Annotated in this window: 21 protein-coding genes; 7 read left to right on the top strand and 14 right to left on the bottom strand. The window is 63.8% G+C overall.

Features of this window, described 5'->3' with window-relative positions:
* Positions 1–109: 109 nt before the first annotated feature.
* Positions 110–547 carry a PaaI family thioesterase gene (locus ACN22W_RS08610; RefSeq protein WP_129514482.1) on the bottom strand — a complete coding sequence of 146 codons (438 nt, stop codon included), beginning with the start codon at positions 545–547 and terminating at the stop codon, positions 110–112.
* Between the two features lie 169 nt (positions 548–716).
* On the opposite strand from ACN22W_RS08610, the gene ACN22W_RS08605 reads away from it, so the two are divergent.
* On the top strand, positions 717–1,205 hold the full coding sequence (locus ACN22W_RS08605) for a winged helix-turn-helix transcriptional regulator (RefSeq protein WP_193098294.1): 489 nt from the start codon (positions 717–719) through the stop codon (positions 1,203–1,205).
* A gap of 331 nt (positions 1,206–1,536) precedes the next feature.
* Positions 1,537–2,160: a phospholipase D family protein gene (locus tag ACN22W_RS08600; RefSeq protein WP_048243846.1), complete on the top strand. Its 624-nt coding sequence runs from the start codon at positions 1,537–1,539 to the stop codon at positions 2,158–2,160.
* A 147-nt stretch (positions 2,161–2,307) separates the two neighbouring features.
* On the opposite strand, the gene ACN22W_RS08595 is transcribed toward ACN22W_RS08600, so the two are convergent.
* Positions 2,308–2,535 (bottom strand): hypothetical protein, encoded by a 228-nt coding sequence (locus tag ACN22W_RS08595; protein WP_419687324.1) that lies wholly within the window; start codon positions 2,533–2,535, stop codon positions 2,308–2,310.
* A gap of 262 nt (positions 2,536–2,797) precedes the next feature.
* Between ACN22W_RS08595 and ACN22W_RS08590 the strand changes: the two genes are divergently transcribed.
* Complete coding sequence (locus ACN22W_RS08590) at positions 2,798–3,769, top strand: sensor domain-containing diguanylate cyclase (protein WP_419687322.1); 972 nt, start codon at positions 2,798–2,800, stop codon at positions 3,767–3,769.
* A gap of 66 nt (positions 3,770–3,835) precedes the next feature.
* Here the strand turns inward: ACN22W_RS08590 and ACN22W_RS08585 are convergent, their stop codons facing one another.
* From ACN22W_RS08585 to ACN22W_RS08565, 5 genes are all read right to left on the bottom strand, one after another.
* A complete protein-coding gene (locus ACN22W_RS08585) occupies positions 3,836–4,309 on the bottom strand; it encodes a VOC family protein (protein WP_048243853.1) in 474 nt (157 codons plus the stop codon).
* A gap of 153 nt (positions 4,310–4,462) precedes the next feature.
* Entirely contained in the window at positions 4,463–5,002 is a 540-nt protein-coding gene (locus tag ACN22W_RS08580; RefSeq protein WP_419687320.1) for an aspartyl-tRNA synthetase, read from the bottom strand.
* Positions 5,003–5,200: 198 nt separating this feature from the next.
* A complete protein-coding gene (locus ACN22W_RS08575; protein WP_419687318.1) occupies positions 5,201–5,437 on the bottom strand; it encodes a hypothetical protein in 237 nt (78 codons plus the stop codon).
* Between the two features lie 205 nt (positions 5,438–5,642).
* Positions 5,643–5,951 (bottom strand): phosphatidylserine/phosphatidylglycerophosphate/cardiolipin synthase, encoded by a 309-nt coding sequence (locus ACN22W_RS08570; protein ID WP_419687316.1) that lies wholly within the window; start codon positions 5,949–5,951, stop codon positions 5,643–5,645.
* A 48-nt stretch (positions 5,952–5,999) separates the two neighbouring features.
* Positions 6,000–6,443: a VOC family protein gene (locus ACN22W_RS08565; RefSeq protein WP_419687315.1), complete on the bottom strand. Its 444-nt coding sequence runs from the start codon at positions 6,441–6,443 to the stop codon at positions 6,000–6,002.
* A gap of 26 nt (positions 6,444–6,469) precedes the next feature.
* Between ACN22W_RS08565 and ACN22W_RS08560 the strand changes: the two genes are divergently transcribed.
* Complete coding sequence (locus ACN22W_RS08560; RefSeq protein ID WP_419687313.1) at positions 6,470–7,213, top strand: DUF695 domain-containing protein; 744 nt, start codon at positions 6,470–6,472, stop codon at positions 7,211–7,213.
* Between the two features lie 426 nt (positions 7,214–7,639).
* Positions 7,640–7,861: a hypothetical protein gene (locus ACN22W_RS08555; protein WP_419687312.1), complete on the top strand. Its 222-nt coding sequence runs from the start codon at positions 7,640–7,642 to the stop codon at positions 7,859–7,861.
* Between the two features lie 230 nt (positions 7,862–8,091).
* Here the strand turns inward: ACN22W_RS08555 and ACN22W_RS08550 are convergent, their stop codons facing one another.
* Positions 8,092–8,487: a hypothetical protein gene (locus ACN22W_RS08550; protein WP_419687310.1), complete on the bottom strand. Its 396-nt coding sequence runs from the start codon at positions 8,485–8,487 to the stop codon at positions 8,092–8,094.
* Between the two features lie 308 nt (positions 8,488–8,795).
* Between ACN22W_RS08550 and ACN22W_RS08545 the strand changes: the two genes are divergently transcribed.
* The gene (locus ACN22W_RS08545) at positions 8,796–9,260 is read left to right on the top strand and encodes a plasmid fertility inhibition factor family protein (RefSeq protein ID WP_419687308.1); all 465 of its coding nucleotides are present in this window, start codon (positions 8,796–8,798) and stop codon (positions 9,258–9,260) included.
* Positions 9,261–9,355: 95 nt separating this feature from the next.
* On the opposite strand, the gene ACN22W_RS08540 is transcribed toward ACN22W_RS08545, so the two are convergent.
* Together ACN22W_RS08540 and ACN22W_RS08535 are read right to left on the bottom strand one after the other, a co-directional pair.
* On the bottom strand, positions 9,356–9,871 hold the full coding sequence (locus ACN22W_RS08540; protein ID WP_419687306.1) for an N-acetyltransferase family protein: 516 nt from the start codon (positions 9,869–9,871) through the stop codon (positions 9,356–9,358).
* Positions 9,872–10,684: 813 nt separating this feature from the next.
* A complete protein-coding gene (locus ACN22W_RS08535) occupies positions 10,685–12,193 on the bottom strand; it encodes a glycosyl hydrolase family 28-related protein (protein WP_419687304.1) in 1,509 nt (502 codons plus the stop codon).
* Between ACN22W_RS08535 and ACN22W_RS08530 the strand changes: the two genes are divergently transcribed.
* A complete protein-coding gene (locus tag ACN22W_RS08530; RefSeq protein ID WP_419687302.1) occupies positions 12,132–12,671 on the top strand; it encodes a hypothetical protein in 540 nt (179 codons plus the stop codon). The two genes, ACN22W_RS08535 and ACN22W_RS08530, sit on opposite strands and share 62 nt — an antisense overlap.
* 268 nt (positions 12,672–12,939) lie before the next feature.
* Here ACN22W_RS08530 and ACN22W_RS08525 read toward each other — a convergent pair whose 3' ends face one another.
* The 4 genes from ACN22W_RS08525 to ACN22W_RS08510 are packed head-to-tail and all read right to left on the bottom strand — an operon-like array spanning position 12,940 to position 14,884.
* Complete coding sequence (locus ACN22W_RS08525; RefSeq protein ID WP_419687301.1) at positions 12,940–13,548, bottom strand: alpha/beta fold hydrolase; 609 nt, start codon at positions 13,546–13,548, stop codon at positions 12,940–12,942.
* Positions 13,545–14,009, bottom strand: coding sequence for a hypothetical protein (locus tag ACN22W_RS08520; RefSeq protein WP_419687299.1), 465 nt, complete (start codon positions 14,007–14,009; stop codon positions 13,545–13,547). Before ACN22W_RS08520 ends, ACN22W_RS08525 begins: the two co-directional genes overlap by 4 nt.
* Before the next feature lie 44 nt (positions 14,010–14,053).
* Complete coding sequence (locus ACN22W_RS08515; RefSeq protein WP_419687297.1) at positions 14,054–14,248, bottom strand: hypothetical protein; 195 nt, start codon at positions 14,246–14,248, stop codon at positions 14,054–14,056.
* Between the two features lie 3 nt (positions 14,249–14,251).
* Complete coding sequence (locus ACN22W_RS08510) at positions 14,252–14,884, bottom strand: hypothetical protein (protein ID WP_419687295.1); 633 nt, start codon at positions 14,882–14,884, stop codon at positions 14,252–14,254.
* Positions 14,885–14,898: the final 14 nt, after the last annotated feature.

The raw sequence follows: 14,898 nt of genomic DNA, 5'->3' as shown, positions 1-14,898 counted from the left end.
CTATCACATTGAAGCGGCCGCTTCAGACTTGCGCCGCGGACGCTTACAGGCGGCCTTCGCCGCCATGGATGTTCACGCGCCTGCGCGGACGACGGCCCTGGCGCCCTCGTTACTGCGGCCGTTGAATGAAACAGGTTGCCGACGCATGCGCGACGATCTTGTCGTCCGGTGTCTTCAGCGTGCCCTCCGCGACGCCCAGCGAGCGCGACAGGTGGATCACGCGCCCTTCCGCGATCAGGTCGGCGTCGCGCGGCACGGGCCGCAGCATCTTCACATGCAGATCGACCGTGCCGTAACCGACACCCGCGTCGAGCATCGAATGCACCGCGCAACCCGTGACCGAATCGAGCACCGTCGCGGCAAACCCGCCGTGCACGCCGCCAAGCGGATTCAGGTGCCGGCCGTCCGCGCGCGCCGAAAACTTCACATAGCCGAGTTCGACGTCCAGCGGACGCATCGGGATCGTCTCGGAAATCGACGCGAGCGGCGCGTCGCCCGCCACCGCGGCACGCAGCAGATCGAGACCGGACAGGGAAAGCGGATTCATCGGGGTGTCTCCGGGTTGAAAGCGCGTCGCCGCGCGAGTAAGTTCTAAATTGGAACTTATTATTGACAACGATGCCGGCCGTTGTCAACGCAGCCGTGCCCGTTGCAACCGAAGGCGGGTTCTATAATCGAACCCGCTGATTCGCTGAACCGCCGCAAGAGACTCGACGATGAAATGGGATGACATCGGTACGCTGAACTGTTCGGTCGCGCGCACGCTCGCCGTGCTCGGCGACCGCTGGACCATGCTGATCCTTCGCAACGCGTTCCTCGGCTGCCGCCGTTTCGACGCGTTCCAGACCCAGCTTGGCGTCACGCGCCACGTGCTGGCCGAACGGCTTGCGCGACTCGTCGACGAAGGCGTGCTGGTCAAGCGTGCGTATCAGGAGCGCCCGCCGCGCTTCGAATACCGGCTGACGGACAAAGGTCTCGACCTCTACCCGGCCCTGCTCGCGCTGATGTCGTGGGGCGACCGCTGGAAGGACGACGGCCAGGGGCCGCCGGTGCAATTGCGCCACCGCACCTGCGGCCAGTTGATGCATGCGGTCACCGTGTGCTCGGCCTGCGGCGAACCGCTCGACGCACGCGACGTGCTGCCGGAGCCCGGCCCCGGGTGGATCGCATCCGACCAAGCAGGCGCGCCGGCGGTCGAGGATTGACGCATCGCGCGCGCATGATCGACTGACGCCGACGAGTCGTTCTTTGCACGCGCGCTTCCATCACGGGCCGCAACGCGCCCGCTCGACTGCGCTCGCGCATTGCTTGCGCATCGCTATCCCGCAACGGCAAGCGCAATCACACGCCGCCGTCGGCAACATCCGTCGATCAACCTGATCGCATACGCGGATACCGCACAACGCAACTTTGCGTCATTGCCACGGCGACCACCGATCATCGCGCGTGCGAATCCCTTCGCATCCGCACGTGACCGAGCCGCCGCGTCTGCGTTACACTCACGGCCCGCTGTCTCGAAATTGTTCGCTGTCCAAGATGTTGTCGCGCAATCGCCTCGCCGCCGCCTGTCTCGCCGCTTCCCTGCTCGCCACCCCCTTCGCCGCTTTCGGCAAGACGCAAAGTGAATCGCTGCTCCAGCAAGCGATCGACTTCGTGTCGCGATGGTTGCCCGCGCCCACTCACGAAGCACCCGCGACGCAGGTCGTCGAATCGGCGTTCTCGCCCGACGGCGGCGCCGAGGCACTCGTGCTGAAGGCGATCGGCGCTGCGCGCAGCTCGATCCGCGTCGCCGCGTATTCGTTCACGTCGCCGCCCGTCACGCGCGCGCTGCTCGCCGCGAAGCGACGCGGCGTCAATGTCGCCGTGGTCGTCGACGACAAGGGCAACCGCGCAAAGAGCAGCAAGCAGGCGCTGAACCTGCTCGTGAACGCCGGCATCCCGACCCGCACGATCGACGCCTATGCGATCCATCACGACAAGTACCTCGTGATCGACGCCGAGCACGTCGAAACGGGTTCGTTCAACTACAGCGCATCGGCCGCCAGCCGCAATTCCGAAAACGTCGTGGTGGTCTGGAACAATCCGCAACTCGCATCGCGCTACCTCGCGCACTGGCAGAGCCGCTTCGACCAGGGCGCGCCGTACCGCTCCAGCTACTGACGCGCGCCGCGCTGTCACCCGGCTCTCGCCACCTCGCATTCGATCCGCCGCGTTGCACAGGATCGTCGAGCGACGCGCGGCATTCAATTCGGCCGAATGGCCAACGCGCCGCCTCATGCATCGAGCGACACGCGCGACAATCCGCGCTCAATGGATTTCAGGCAGCCGCCCAGTTGCGGCACCGGCCTGCGCGGTCGGCGCGCAGCGGTTCGCGTGTCCGCCCACGCCGCTTGCCGAAGGCGTCGACAAACCGCGGGCGCCCCCTGGCAGCGCGCTGCTCACGCAATCCGTGCCGAATGCCAGCGCGTTCTGCACCATCGGGTAAAGGAGATACAGCGCAAACGCGAGATAACCCGCGTACAGAATTCGAACCATGGTGCGATGGGATGTGATGAACGATTGGACTCGTCCTATTTACGGCACGCCGCCGAGCACCTTGAGGCATCGCGCATTCGATTCCGTATCGGGACGAAACGCAGGCCCATGACGCCCGCTTCTCACCGCATCTGCATCGATCCGGATCAAGCCGAAACCGGTCGGGCCGGGCTTCCGGCTTGGCGATGCGCCGAATAATGCGCCATACTGGTCGGCATACGATCCGATGACCGGCTCGCAGCCGGGACAAGAGACAAGGCCCATGCAAATCGCACCGAAACCGGCCAACGAGGCGGCCCGGCTCGATACGCTTCATTCGCTCTCGATCCTCGACACGCCGCCCGAAGAGCGTTTCGACCGCCTGACGCGCCTCGCGCGCCGGCTGTTCGACGTACCGATCGCACTCGTCAGCCTCGTCGACGAGAATCGCCAGTGGTTCAAGAGCCATGCGGGAATCGACGTCACGCAGACGTCGCGCGACGTATCGTTCTGCGCCCATGCACTGCTCGCGGGCAATACGATGGTGATCCAGGACGCGCTGAACGACAGCCGCTTCCACGACAACCCGCTCGTCACCGGCGCACCCGGCATCCGCTTCTACGCCGGCCGGCCGCTTGCCGCGCCGAACGGCGCACCCATCGGCACGCTGTGCCTGATCGACACGCGGCCGCGCTCGCTCGAGCCCGACGAACTCGCGCTGCTCGGCGATCTCGCCCACATGACCGAACGCGAGATCGCGGCGCTGCATTTCGCGACCACCGACGAGCTTACGCAGCTGACGAACCGGCGCGGCTTCGAGATCCTGGCCCGCCACGTGCTGAGCCTGTGCGATCGCCTGGGCCGCCACGCCACGCTGCTGTTCTTCGACCTGAACGATTTCAAGACGATCAACGACCGCTTCGGCCATGCCGAAGGCGACCGCGCGCTCAAGGCATTCGCCGATACGCTGACGGGCGCGCTGCGCGACGGCGACGTGATCGCACGGCTCGGCGGCGACGAGTTCGTCGTGCTGCTGAGCGCCACCGATCCGGCCGACGCCGTCGAGCCGGTCGAACGCGTGACGCACGCGCTCGCGTTGCGCAACGCGGCCGACGCGCGCGGCTACGCGATCCGGTTCAGCGTCGGGCACGTCGCGTACGATCCCGCGCGCCATCACGCGGTGGTCGACCTGCTCGCATCGGCCGATCACCGGATGTACGAGGACAAGCAGCGCGGCAAGACGGCCGGCACGTGACCGCGGGCGAACCGGGCGCGGGCCTGTGCCGCCGCCCTGCCGTCCAAGCGCGGCTGCGCGGCTATGTCAGCTTCCGCACGGCGGTGCGCTGGCCATCGCCTCCGCGATCTGCTCGGGCGTCAGGTCGCGCTGATGCGTCGCCAGCGACCAGCGGTGTCCGAACGGATCCTCGACCTGTCCGTAGCGATCGCCCCAGAACATGTCGGCCGCCGGAATCGTGACCGTCGCACCGGCCGCGACGGCCTTTGCGATCGCCGCATCGGTGTCCGGCACGTACAGGTGCAGGCAGACCGACGTGCCTTTCAGCGCCTTCGGCCCGAGCGCGCCGTGCTCGGGCATTTCATCCACCAGCATCAGTGTCGAATCGCCAATCGCGAGGCACGCGTGCGCGAGCCTGCCGTCGGGCATCGCCAGGCGAAACAGTTCGTTCGCACCGAAGGCGCGCTTGTAGAAGTCGATGGCGGCGGCTGCGCCGGCGCAGATCAGGTGCGGCGTCAGCGTGCGCATCCCTTCCGGGATCGGTTTGACGGACGTGGACATGGGTGTCGCTCCTTCAGTCGGTTGTCGTATCGGAAAACGGGACGGACGCGCGATGCGCACGCCTCCGATGCTACGACGGACGAACCCGACGGAAATCGACATGGCCCCCGACATTTTTTTGTTTTCCTGAGCGGCGGGTCGCTCAGGCCGCGCTTACAAAGCGTCGTCGGCCCGCTCTTCCGGCACGCCGAACTGTCGACGGCATGCCTCCAGCAATCCGGCCACCGCGTCGAGCGGAAGATCGGCAAACCGGGAGATCGGCAGCATCACGCCGCCCGGCACCTTGGTGCGCGATGAATACGCCGAGAACTGGTAGCCGATGTAGCGATTTCCGGCGACGCTGATGATCCGGAACTCGGTGACGTCGCGCCATGGCGTAACCGGTTTTTCACGCGCCGAGCCGATCAGCCTGAAACCCGTTTCGTCGACATGCAGCGCCATCTTGCGCCGCGACGAGACGAAGAAGGCGGCACTCGCCAGCGCCAGCAGCACGGCCAGCGCCGCAACCGGCCAGAGCGTTGGGTCCGCTGCATAACCGCAGAGGCTCGCCACGGCCAGCACCGCGCAGACGATTGCCCGTCTTGTCAGGCTCCGGCTATCGACCGCCAGCGTGACCGGCAGCTGGCCGATGACCGTTCCCGCGACGGGATCGACGTGCAAGCCCGAATCGTTTGTTTCGTGTTCGCTGTTCATCGCTCAATCAATTGCATCGACGGCAATCGGCCCATCGAGGTCGAGCGCCCTATCAACACGCCGGGAACGAACCGGAAGACAGGGATCGGCGACGAGCGCCTTGTCGACAAGAATTCGTTGCGGCCGGGAAAGTTCTGCGTCGCCGCGCACTCACACGCTTTCATTCGCAGGGAACGGACACCGTTCGGTCAGCGTCGGTCAATTACACACCTTGACGGTGCCGTTGGTCGTGCATTGACCGACGGCCCAGTGACTCTGCCCCGCCAGATGAGGCGCCAGGCCGATACCGCGGATCGGCACGGCCGGCGACGACGCCGGAACGGCTGCCGACGCGGTCTCGGGCGACGGCAGCGGAGCCGGCTCGGACGCGGTCTGGCAGGCCGAGAGCGCCAGACAAAGCGCGGATACCAACGGGGCGATGAGCGGTCTGGACATGGTCTCGGGCGCGTGTGCGATATTCGCTTCGGGTACTGGCTCGCCAACAGTCGCGCGGCGCATCAAACCGTTCGGCGCAACAGCACGACAGCATGGCGGTTGTCCGATACTACTCCTCGCGATCGGCGTTGTGCGAGCCGGCCTTTCGGCCAGCTGCCGCAATCGATGCTGCGGCACCCGCTACCGCCTGCGCGTGCCGCTCCGGTCAGATTTGCGGAAGATCCCACAACGTGCGCGACTCGCTCGTTGCATCGATGTCGAGCTCGATGCCTTCCGATGCGTCGCGATACAGCACGCGTTTCAGCTTCGGCCCGATCGCGGTTGCGTCCGACTCCGAGAAAATCGCACGGACATCGTTGCCCGACGCGAGCGCGTGCGCCACTTCCGCCACCGGCGCCTCGCTCGGCTTCGCCGCCCACGACCGGTCGGCCGAATTCACGGCCGCCCAGCGCACGTGCGTCACGCGCGCGCTGAGCGGATCGATTCGGACACCATTCACCGCAAACATCGACATCGGATTCTCCTTCGAAATTTTTGCGGCCCGCCGCACCAGCGCGCCGGGTCACGGGCAACCCCAGATCTCGCATACGTTACCCGCGGGGTCTGCCACGGAAATCGCCACCGTGCCGTCGCCGTAGTCCCAGTCGTTCAGGATGCCGACGCGGTGCGATTCAAGTCGTGCAACGGCCTCCGAGACGTGTGGCACTTCGATTGCCAGTGCGATTCCATGGCCGGTCGGACGAAACTCCGGATACGGAAACTCGCCGTGCCTGCCGGTATGAACGGTCAGCGTCGCGCTCTGCACGACAAAGCGATGCCACGGATTCCCCGCAGCCGACACACCGTCGGAATGCACCGGAAGCGCGAGCGCCAGACGGTAGAAATCCACCACCGCCCGATAGCGATCCTCTTCGACCGGCACCAGAATGCCCAGACTCGCGATCATGTGCGCCTCTTCGGCCAACGCGATTTTCGATGATACATTGGGACGCTTTGCAACCGTCAACAGACAATCGTGTACGGGAGAAACACATGACCGACGCCTGGGGAACCTTCCCTGCCAGAATGGGCGACCATCAGGCTTTCATCAGCTTCAACCACAGCTTTGCGGAGATCGCGGAAGGCGATCCGCGCACGTCGCTGCTCAGCGTGCGCGTCCCCTTTGCTCATCCGACGCCTGAAGGGCTGCCGACCGGCGACGAGTTCGCCGACCTCACGACGATCGAGGATCTGCTGGACGCCACGATCACCGCGAAAGGCGGCGTACAGGTCGGCCGCATCACCGTCGACGGTAATCGGGATTTCCTTTTCTACGTGCCGTTCGACGGAGAGGTGGCGGCGGAGATCGTCGACTCGCTGGCCGACCAGACGACCTACGCGCTTCAGTACGCCCATCAGGACGATCCGGACAAGGAGGCGTATTGGCAAACCCTCTACCCGACCGACGACGACTGGCAGATCATGCGCGACATGCGCGTGCTGGATGCGCTGCGGCAGAAAGGCGATGCCAGCGACGTGAGCCGGCGCGTGATGCACTGGGCGTATTTCCAGGACCCGAGCGACGCGCACCAGTTCGCGGACTGGGCCGAAGCGAAAGGCTATCCGGTCGAATCGGTCGCCCCGACCGAGGACGGCAAGTCGGCCGTACGGTTTTCGCACGAAGGCACCATGGCGCTGGCCGACATCACGCGCCATACGATCGCGATCAATCGCGAAGTGCGTTCGCTCGGAGGGGAATACGACGGATGGGAAACCAGCGTCGAACAGACTGGCTGAGCGGGTCGACATGCGCGTTGCGCACGACGTGATGCAGCGCATTCGGCGCAAAAAACATCCCGGCAGCGTGGCTGCGCGCCGCCGGGACCAAGGCATCGCCGGCCGAAACCGGCGATGGGCCTGAGGGTTCGCTCAGGCACGAGGAAAGCGATTCGTACGGATCAGGCGAACGGATGCCGGGGCGCGATTACGCAGCCTGCCGAACGCCTGTCCGGTTCCGCCGACGCAGCCTTCCGGCGTCGGACGGGCAAAAAGCCCCGCTCCTGCGCAAGCGAGCGGGGAAACGGTTGACCGGGCCGGGGAAGAACGGTCAACCTGCCAAATTGTGATCGGGGGCCGCGCAACAGTCTGTGCGGCAACTCACCATTTGGTGACAATCCCGCGGCAACCGGCAGGCTCGCGTGCCGCGCGGCCAGCGTCACCACGATGACGGGCAACAACATCACCGCCCCGCTGGTATGGAGACGCGTCGATCGATTTCCGGAAAGACCATGCAAGCACCGCGCCGAGATGCTCGGGCATGTCGAAAATGTGCTGATACTTCTTGCCGCCCTCGCTGACGAAAAATCGGTCGACAAGCTATTCGTATCCGCCGACTCTGAACAACATTGCTGTGCAGCTTGTCAGGCCGGCATCGGGCATGAGTGATCGCGCCAGCCGTCAGCAGCGTTCTTCATTTCATATCTGGAGTTCGATCTTGATTTGATTCAAGCGGACGTATTCAGATCCGGGTTCAGTTTCCGGTCAGGCGCGTGTATTGTCAAAGCAGGGATATTCTATTTTTTACCGTGACTCTGGTTTCGTTTTCTTATACGGCATTTCGCGAAGCCGTAATTCACGAGCACGATAACCTGCGTCACGACACCCCGGTTTCGTCATCAAGGCGAACCGCTGGAAAACCAGTCGGTAACCATGTCGATCCAGTCGAGATCGCTGACGATTTCAATGACGGTCTCGCCGACGATTTCGGCAGTCGATGAAGTTGCCGCCACCGCCCCCGAAGCCACCACGCCCGCCTTCGCAATCTCCGCTGACGCACCCGACCTCGGATCCGCAAGCCGCTCCAGCCAGTCGACGATATTTGCGCGCGCATCTTCCTCATCGGCGAAGTCGTTTCGTTCGAGGAAGCGATCGAACACGATCCATGCGAGGGTCTTGCTTCGCGCATTGGATTCGAGCTGCCAGTCGACAACACCGGTCCGGCCGGACTCCCTGATTTCGAGCGTCGCGGTGAAACAGTAATCGAGGTATTCGATCTCAAGTTTCGACGCCATGTTTTTCTCCGGTCAATCTGATCTCTCGGTTCTTATGATGATCCGCGCCTGCCCGGCTTCGCGATGCCATGTGAATCTTGCATGAATTTCGTGCGGCGTGTCATTCCCGCCGGCAGTATCGCGATATTCTCATATCGACCACTGGCGCATGACCGCATCCGCTTTGCCGACCATACCTTCTGCGCTTTCGCCTCCGATCCCGCTGCGGGCCGCTCCATTTTCCTATCCCGTGTATCAATCTGCTCCACTGTTGCAATCGCGCTGCTAAACTCCGGCCACAAAGACCGCTTGCACCACCAGAGGAAACAATGGCACTCGCCCGCGCACAACAGAACGGCGTAGATGTCTGGATTATCCAGCTTCCCGGGCACGTCCCCTATGCCTATGCGCACCTCAAGCGGGTTTTCTCGTCCGACGACTCGCGACATCGGGTCGTGACGATCGACCTGAAGAAACTGCTGGCATGTGCCGACCGCGATACCACGGACTACGTGCTGCCGTCCGTTCAGTACTGGGCGCCTGGCAAAGCCGTGGGTATTCGCGAGTTCCTCGATCCGGACCAGGACAGGATTCCGGACATGCCGTTCATCACGTTTCGCGAAACGAGAACGCGAATGCTGCTCGGCATTCCCGGCCTGTCGAAAGTCGGCGTCGCGTCATTCCGCAACGGCCAGCATCGCGCACGCTATCTTGCCTATGCAGGCGCGACGACGCTGCCCGTCGAAGTGCACGAGACGGAAGCCGATTTGCTCGTTCACTATTGCGGCGAGTAAAGGCGAAGCAAATTCAGCCTTTACCCGGTGTGACTTCGGCGTGGCCGGGAGTCGCTGCATCGCGGGCGACCGTTCATTCGATTGCGGACGAGCGCCTAGGCCTGTATCGCGTAGATTCGGTCGGTGACCTCCGTCTGGCCGATGCGGCTCGTTTCGACTCTCGCCAACTGCCAGCCGTTGTGCTCGTAGAAACCGATCGCGCGCACGTTGCCCTCGAGTACCTGCAGGTGGACCTTGTCCACACCAAGCGTCCGCGCCCACGCGCGAACGGCTTTGATCATGCGCTTGCCGGTACCGCTGCCGTGATGCGACGGATGAACATGAAGGCAGTCAAGCAGCACGCCGAGCACCGGATCGACCGGGCGTTCGGCACTGACGAAACCAACGGGCTCGCCATCCGACTCGGCGATCAGCACAAGGCCCCACTCCTCTTCGTTGCGATCGAGATATTTGCGCCACCGGACCGCGTGTTCCGTCGGCACCTCGTCGGACAGATAGGCGGCCGGAAGGATATGGCTGTATGCGGTTTGCCAGCTCAGCGTGTGCAGGCGAGCGATGTGGCTTGCGTCCTGCGCTGTCGCGGCTCGAAGCGTGGTCCGGGTTTCCGGCATCGGCGGTAACTCCTTCTGCTTGTTCTATCGATCGGAATGTCTTGTCGCAAAATATACCGTGCTTTGCGGTATGCGAAGGTCGCCACGGGTCCGATGCCTTGGCGTGGCGTGAGTGCGGTGCAGTTGTTGAAGCCGTCGCATCGATACGTCTTCGCCGGACTCCGCGACGGCATTGCATTCCGTGACGGCTTGTCGTCGGGACATTGGCGCGCAGGCAAAAAAAATCCCGACACCGTCACTGGTCGTCGGGATCGAACGGCCCTGCAAAGCATGCGGGCACGAGGAAGTCACACATTACACGAATGAAAGACTGTTGCGCTTTGTCGGTTCGCGCCAAGTCCCTGCTCTATTCCGCCAAGTTGCCGATTTAAAGCCGCCGTAAACGAAAAAAGCCTGCTCGCGCAGTACGCGAGCAGGCAAGAAAACGGATCAGCATTCGAGGCACGAGGGCTGTCCAGGAAAGATAACGGCACGGCGCGTGCGAACCTTAGCCTGAGGCGAGAAAGAAAGCCCCGTTCGCGAACTCGCATGTGCGTTGTCGGCACAACGCGAACGAATGGCGAGACACAACGGGCACATGCCGAGCGGGACAATCCCGATCGTGGAAGCGCGTGTGCAAGGCGAGCCCGAGGATCGGACGAAGATGGCAGTCACATGCATGGATCATGGAAAGCGAAACCACGATGGCATCGATCTTTTCGTCCTGACGCTGAAGGTGCTCTTCGGCGGCGGCCGCGTTCACGTTGACGCGCTGTTCGAGAATCGAGAAGCGGCGTCCCCCGCGGGCGGCTGTTGTGCGACGCTTTTGAACGGTCAGTACAACGGATACCAGGTCGCATTCACGCCCCGGCAGAGGTACCCGTGCCCCGCCCCTGCAGCGAGCGATGTCGCGGGAGCTGCAACTCTTCCGGATGCGGCAGTGAGCGAGAGTGCGGTAATGGCCTGCGTCGACGAGAACCGCGCGATCGAACCGTCGTAGCTCGACGTGCACGCCGGAAGGGTGATCGTCAGCGCAGCGAGTGTCGCGGCCGGGTCGATCAGCGCCGTCTGCGTGCCCGATGCGATCGTCACGGCCGCGCCGCTCGCCGGCGCGGAATATGTGTAGGCCTTGTCGATCTGCTGCTGGCTATTCGCGATCGACGTGCCCGAGATCGCGCCGCCAACATTCAGCGGGCCGAGCTTCACGTTGCGCGAGTAGTTCCCGAGCGTGTTCGACGCAACGTATTGCGACAGGCTGTAGATGTTGGTCGTCGGGACAGTCGCGTTCACGCCATAACCACCGTTGTAAGCGATGTGGCGCGTCGAATCGATGGTGATGATCGTGCTCGCGTCGTCGACGCGCATGCCGTCTTTCGTCGCGTTATAGAGCTGGCCCGGCCCGAGCGAGATGCGGCCGTTCGGCCATTTCTGCACGTAGATCTCGATCCCGTTCGGACCGCCTCCAAGCATGCCGGCCGATCCAAACGCGCCGTTCAGGACGATCGGCGCATTCGAGGTCAGTGAGTCGTTGATCCAGACGCCGTATCCGTACGAGCTGTCGGAAATGCTCTGGTCGCTGAAAAAGATCTCGCGGTTCAGGCGCGCGGTCAGCGAATTGTCGATTTGGTAGTTCGTGCCATTACCGTACGCGAGCACCTTGCCGAAATAGACGCCGCCCTGGCCGCCGCCCACGTGGTACCCGATGTTCGAGAAGGTCACGACACCGTCGTCGAGGAAGATGTCGGAGCCCTCGTCGCTGGTCGGCGCCCCGTTCATCATCAAGCCCTGGTTCTGGACCTGAATGTTGAACTTCGAGTACTTGAAAACGTTGACGTTGTCGAGCCAGATGCCGTTGTACAGCTTGCGCGACGGTTGCCCGAAGACGCCCGCGTCGACGTCGAACAGCTCACTGCCGTTCTGCATCCGTTTCAGATGCAGCGCGGCGCCGGCCGTCATCGTGGTGGTCGAGTCGAAGCGCAGTCCCGAGATCGACCAGCCGGTCATCGACGTCGTGCCATCGCCGACGGTCCAAAGATCCGAGGTCGTATTCGAACCGGTGTACAGCAACACCGTCTGTCGCGCGCCCGCGCCGCGGATCGACACGTTCTGCACGATCGGGAGCGCCTTCGGCGTGCTGAATACGCAGGTGCCCGCCGGGAACACGAGCAGCTCGCCCGCGGTGAGGTTCGTCAGCGCCGCGTTCATCGCAGCGTCGTCGTTCGTCGTGCCGTCGCACTTGCCGCCGAAGTCGCGGAAATTAACGACGTCCTGCAGCTTGTCGATGATCGTGCGCGAAACGCTGCCCGGCGCGGCGCTGCGGAACTGCGATACCGACGAGTACATGCTCTTCAGTTGCGCAGCCGTGGGGGCTTCGCCGGGCGCACTCTCTGCGCGTGCAACGAGCGATATCGCCAAGGCGAGTGCAAGCGCCGTGGCGGGTAGCAGCGCGAGTATTCGTTTCTTCATTGCTTCGGTTCCGTGCGATGAATGGGAAGTCAGCGACAGTCATCGCGACCGCAACCTTGTCGGCGAGTTCCTGTTGGTGCGTCAACGCGGCAAGGATTGGCGCCCTTCCATCCTGCCCGACCTGCTGGATCTGCGCGACCGTCCGCGGCTGCAACGTCCGAATGCCGTTCGTATTTCGGCGCAGTTTCTGAATACCCTTCTTGAAACGCCCCGGAATTCGCTTTCGCCGCCCGTGCAACATGCGTCGCCATCGCTACGCGACAGCAATGCCGATGAACGGAATGACCGCTGCTGCCTTTGCACGAAACAATTCGAGCACAGCACAGAGATATTTCCGATGACTTACGCGAAATGAATGAATGGCGAGCAGAACGCTCAGGAGATGGCGAGGCTCGAATCGGCGCTGTTACCCGAATGGCCCGCACAAAGCAAAACAGGCGCCGAAGCGCCTGTTTTGTTCAAGAATTTTGGGGTGGCTGATGGGACTCGAACCCACGACGACAGGAATCACAATCCTAGTATGTCATCCATATGCAGCAAGCCTCACAGGCGCGTAAGTGGGAATCTTACCGAAAAACTTGCCCTTGATTCAACAGGCTTTTTTTCGCTTCATTCCCACCATTCTACGCTGTCTTGGCGGAAACCTGGTCGTTCGCCAACGCCATGATCACGCGCGCGATTGCATGATCCTTGACATTAGGAAATGGCAGCGTCGCGCGACCGATCTGCCGGATTACGCCGGCGTGACGCCACTCGATCGGCAGATCCGGCACGATGTCGTTCCCGTTCTTGAACAGGTTGAGCGGCACCTTCGCGAGCAGCGATGCGACGCTGTCGTTCGTGCTTACGCGCGGCGGCTCGAAGCCGTAGACGGCCGCCGGCGGGCGGCCGCCGACCACCATCGCCGCTGCGGCCATGATCGCGATCGCCGCGCCGAGCGAGTGCCCGACGAGCGTCACCGGCCGGCCGTCGATCGCGGCGAGCACGTCGACGGCGATGGCGCCCCAAGCAGACCAGAAACCATGGTGCACCTGCCCGACACCGATCACATCGATCGGATGGGCGTCCAGGTCGGCCGCCACGCAATCGAGATTATCGGTGCCCGGGAAGGCAACGACGAGACCGCCGGCCGTCTGCCGCACGATCGCGCGCGAGGCGCTGTCCGCTTTGCCGATGTCTGGCTTTGCGGAATACGCCTCCTGCGCGAGCAGCGCGTAATCGCGCGGCGTCATTGCAGCGGCGCGCCCGCGAGCGGCGTCGAAGCAGCAGCCGGCGCAGTCGCCACCGGCGTGCCGTAAACCACCAACCAGTTCGACAGCGCGATCGACGCCGCGCCGAGCGCCAGCCGGATCGAAGCCTGTGCGGTGGGATCGATCGGAAGCATGCCGACCAGACCGATCGCCTGCGGGATCAGCGTGTTCACGAGCGATTGAGCGCTGGTGGCGTCGAGCGCTTGCGCGGCCGCGCAGATCTCGCCATTGTCCGCGGCGAGCTGTTTCAGGTTCGCGTCGTTCGGCAGCGACGCGCTCAGGTCGAGCAGCGTCGGCTGCACAACCGAGCAGGCTTGCGCGACCCGAACCTTGGCGGTCGCCGCCAGATCAGCGAGTTTCTGTTGCTGGGCGGTCGTGCAGCCGGCCACGACGATGAGGACGGACGCAACGATACCTGCCGCGAGCGGCATGAGCTTCTTCATGGGGGAATTCCTTCGGGAGGTGTGCCGCGGTGCGCGGCGGCCGGTTACTGCTGGGCGATGGCTTGCGGGAAGAAGCGATTGACGACGGCATGGCCGAGCGTGATCAGACCCGCCGCGAGTTGGAGCTGTGCATCGAGCGGGATTTTCACGCCCATCGCCGATGCCGCCCAATCGATGAGCGGGACGAACGACGACGCGGTGAACGTGACAGCACCGGTTTGCAGAATGGATTTCGGCATGGCTTACTCCTTCTGGTCTTGGACGAGCTCGTCCGGGGTGAAGACGAACCCGGCCTTGCGCGGGAACGCCTGGAACACGAAGGTCGGGAACGACCGGTGATGGATGCCGTGTGTCGGCGACCGGTGGAACTTCGCCGAGAGCGGCAGCATGTTCGTCATCGCGTCGACGAAGGTTTCGGGCTTCGCGGGGTCGAACGCGTGCCAGTCAAAGCCGCGCAGCTCGACGAGCTTGCAAACAAGCCACAGGAACGACTCCTCGACCGGATACAGCTCCTTCGTCGGTTTGTCGGTCGCAGGGTCGAGCACGGGCAGCTCCTTCACCTCGCCGAGCGCGACGCCGCGCACGACCATCCAGTCGATTGCGTCCGAATCAGCCCACTCGCAGAACAGGTGGTGATACTCGGGCGCCGGCTGGCCGCTGATCGCGCAGCGCAGCCCCGCGGCGTGCCCTTCCTTCTTCGTGTGCCGGAACGTCGCCGATTCGGTGCGCGGCGGGTGATCCGGGTAGTACTCGATCTCGACTTCGGTCACACGCACGGCATGCTCGCCGGCGATTTTCGGCAGGCCGGCGAGGCCCTCGGCCGTGCATTTCTCGCAGCGCTGCTCGAGCGCGACGTCATGGCTGCATCGGGTCATGTCTGGTCCGGAAA

The sequence above is a fragment of the Burkholderia theae genome (assembly GCF_048565265.1).
Lineage (GTDB): Bacteria > Pseudomonadota > Gammaproteobacteria > Burkholderiales > Burkholderiaceae > Burkholderia > Burkholderia theae.
The sequence above is the reverse complement of the archived record's forward strand: the minus strand, read 5'-3'. Positions and strand labels throughout refer to the sequence as shown.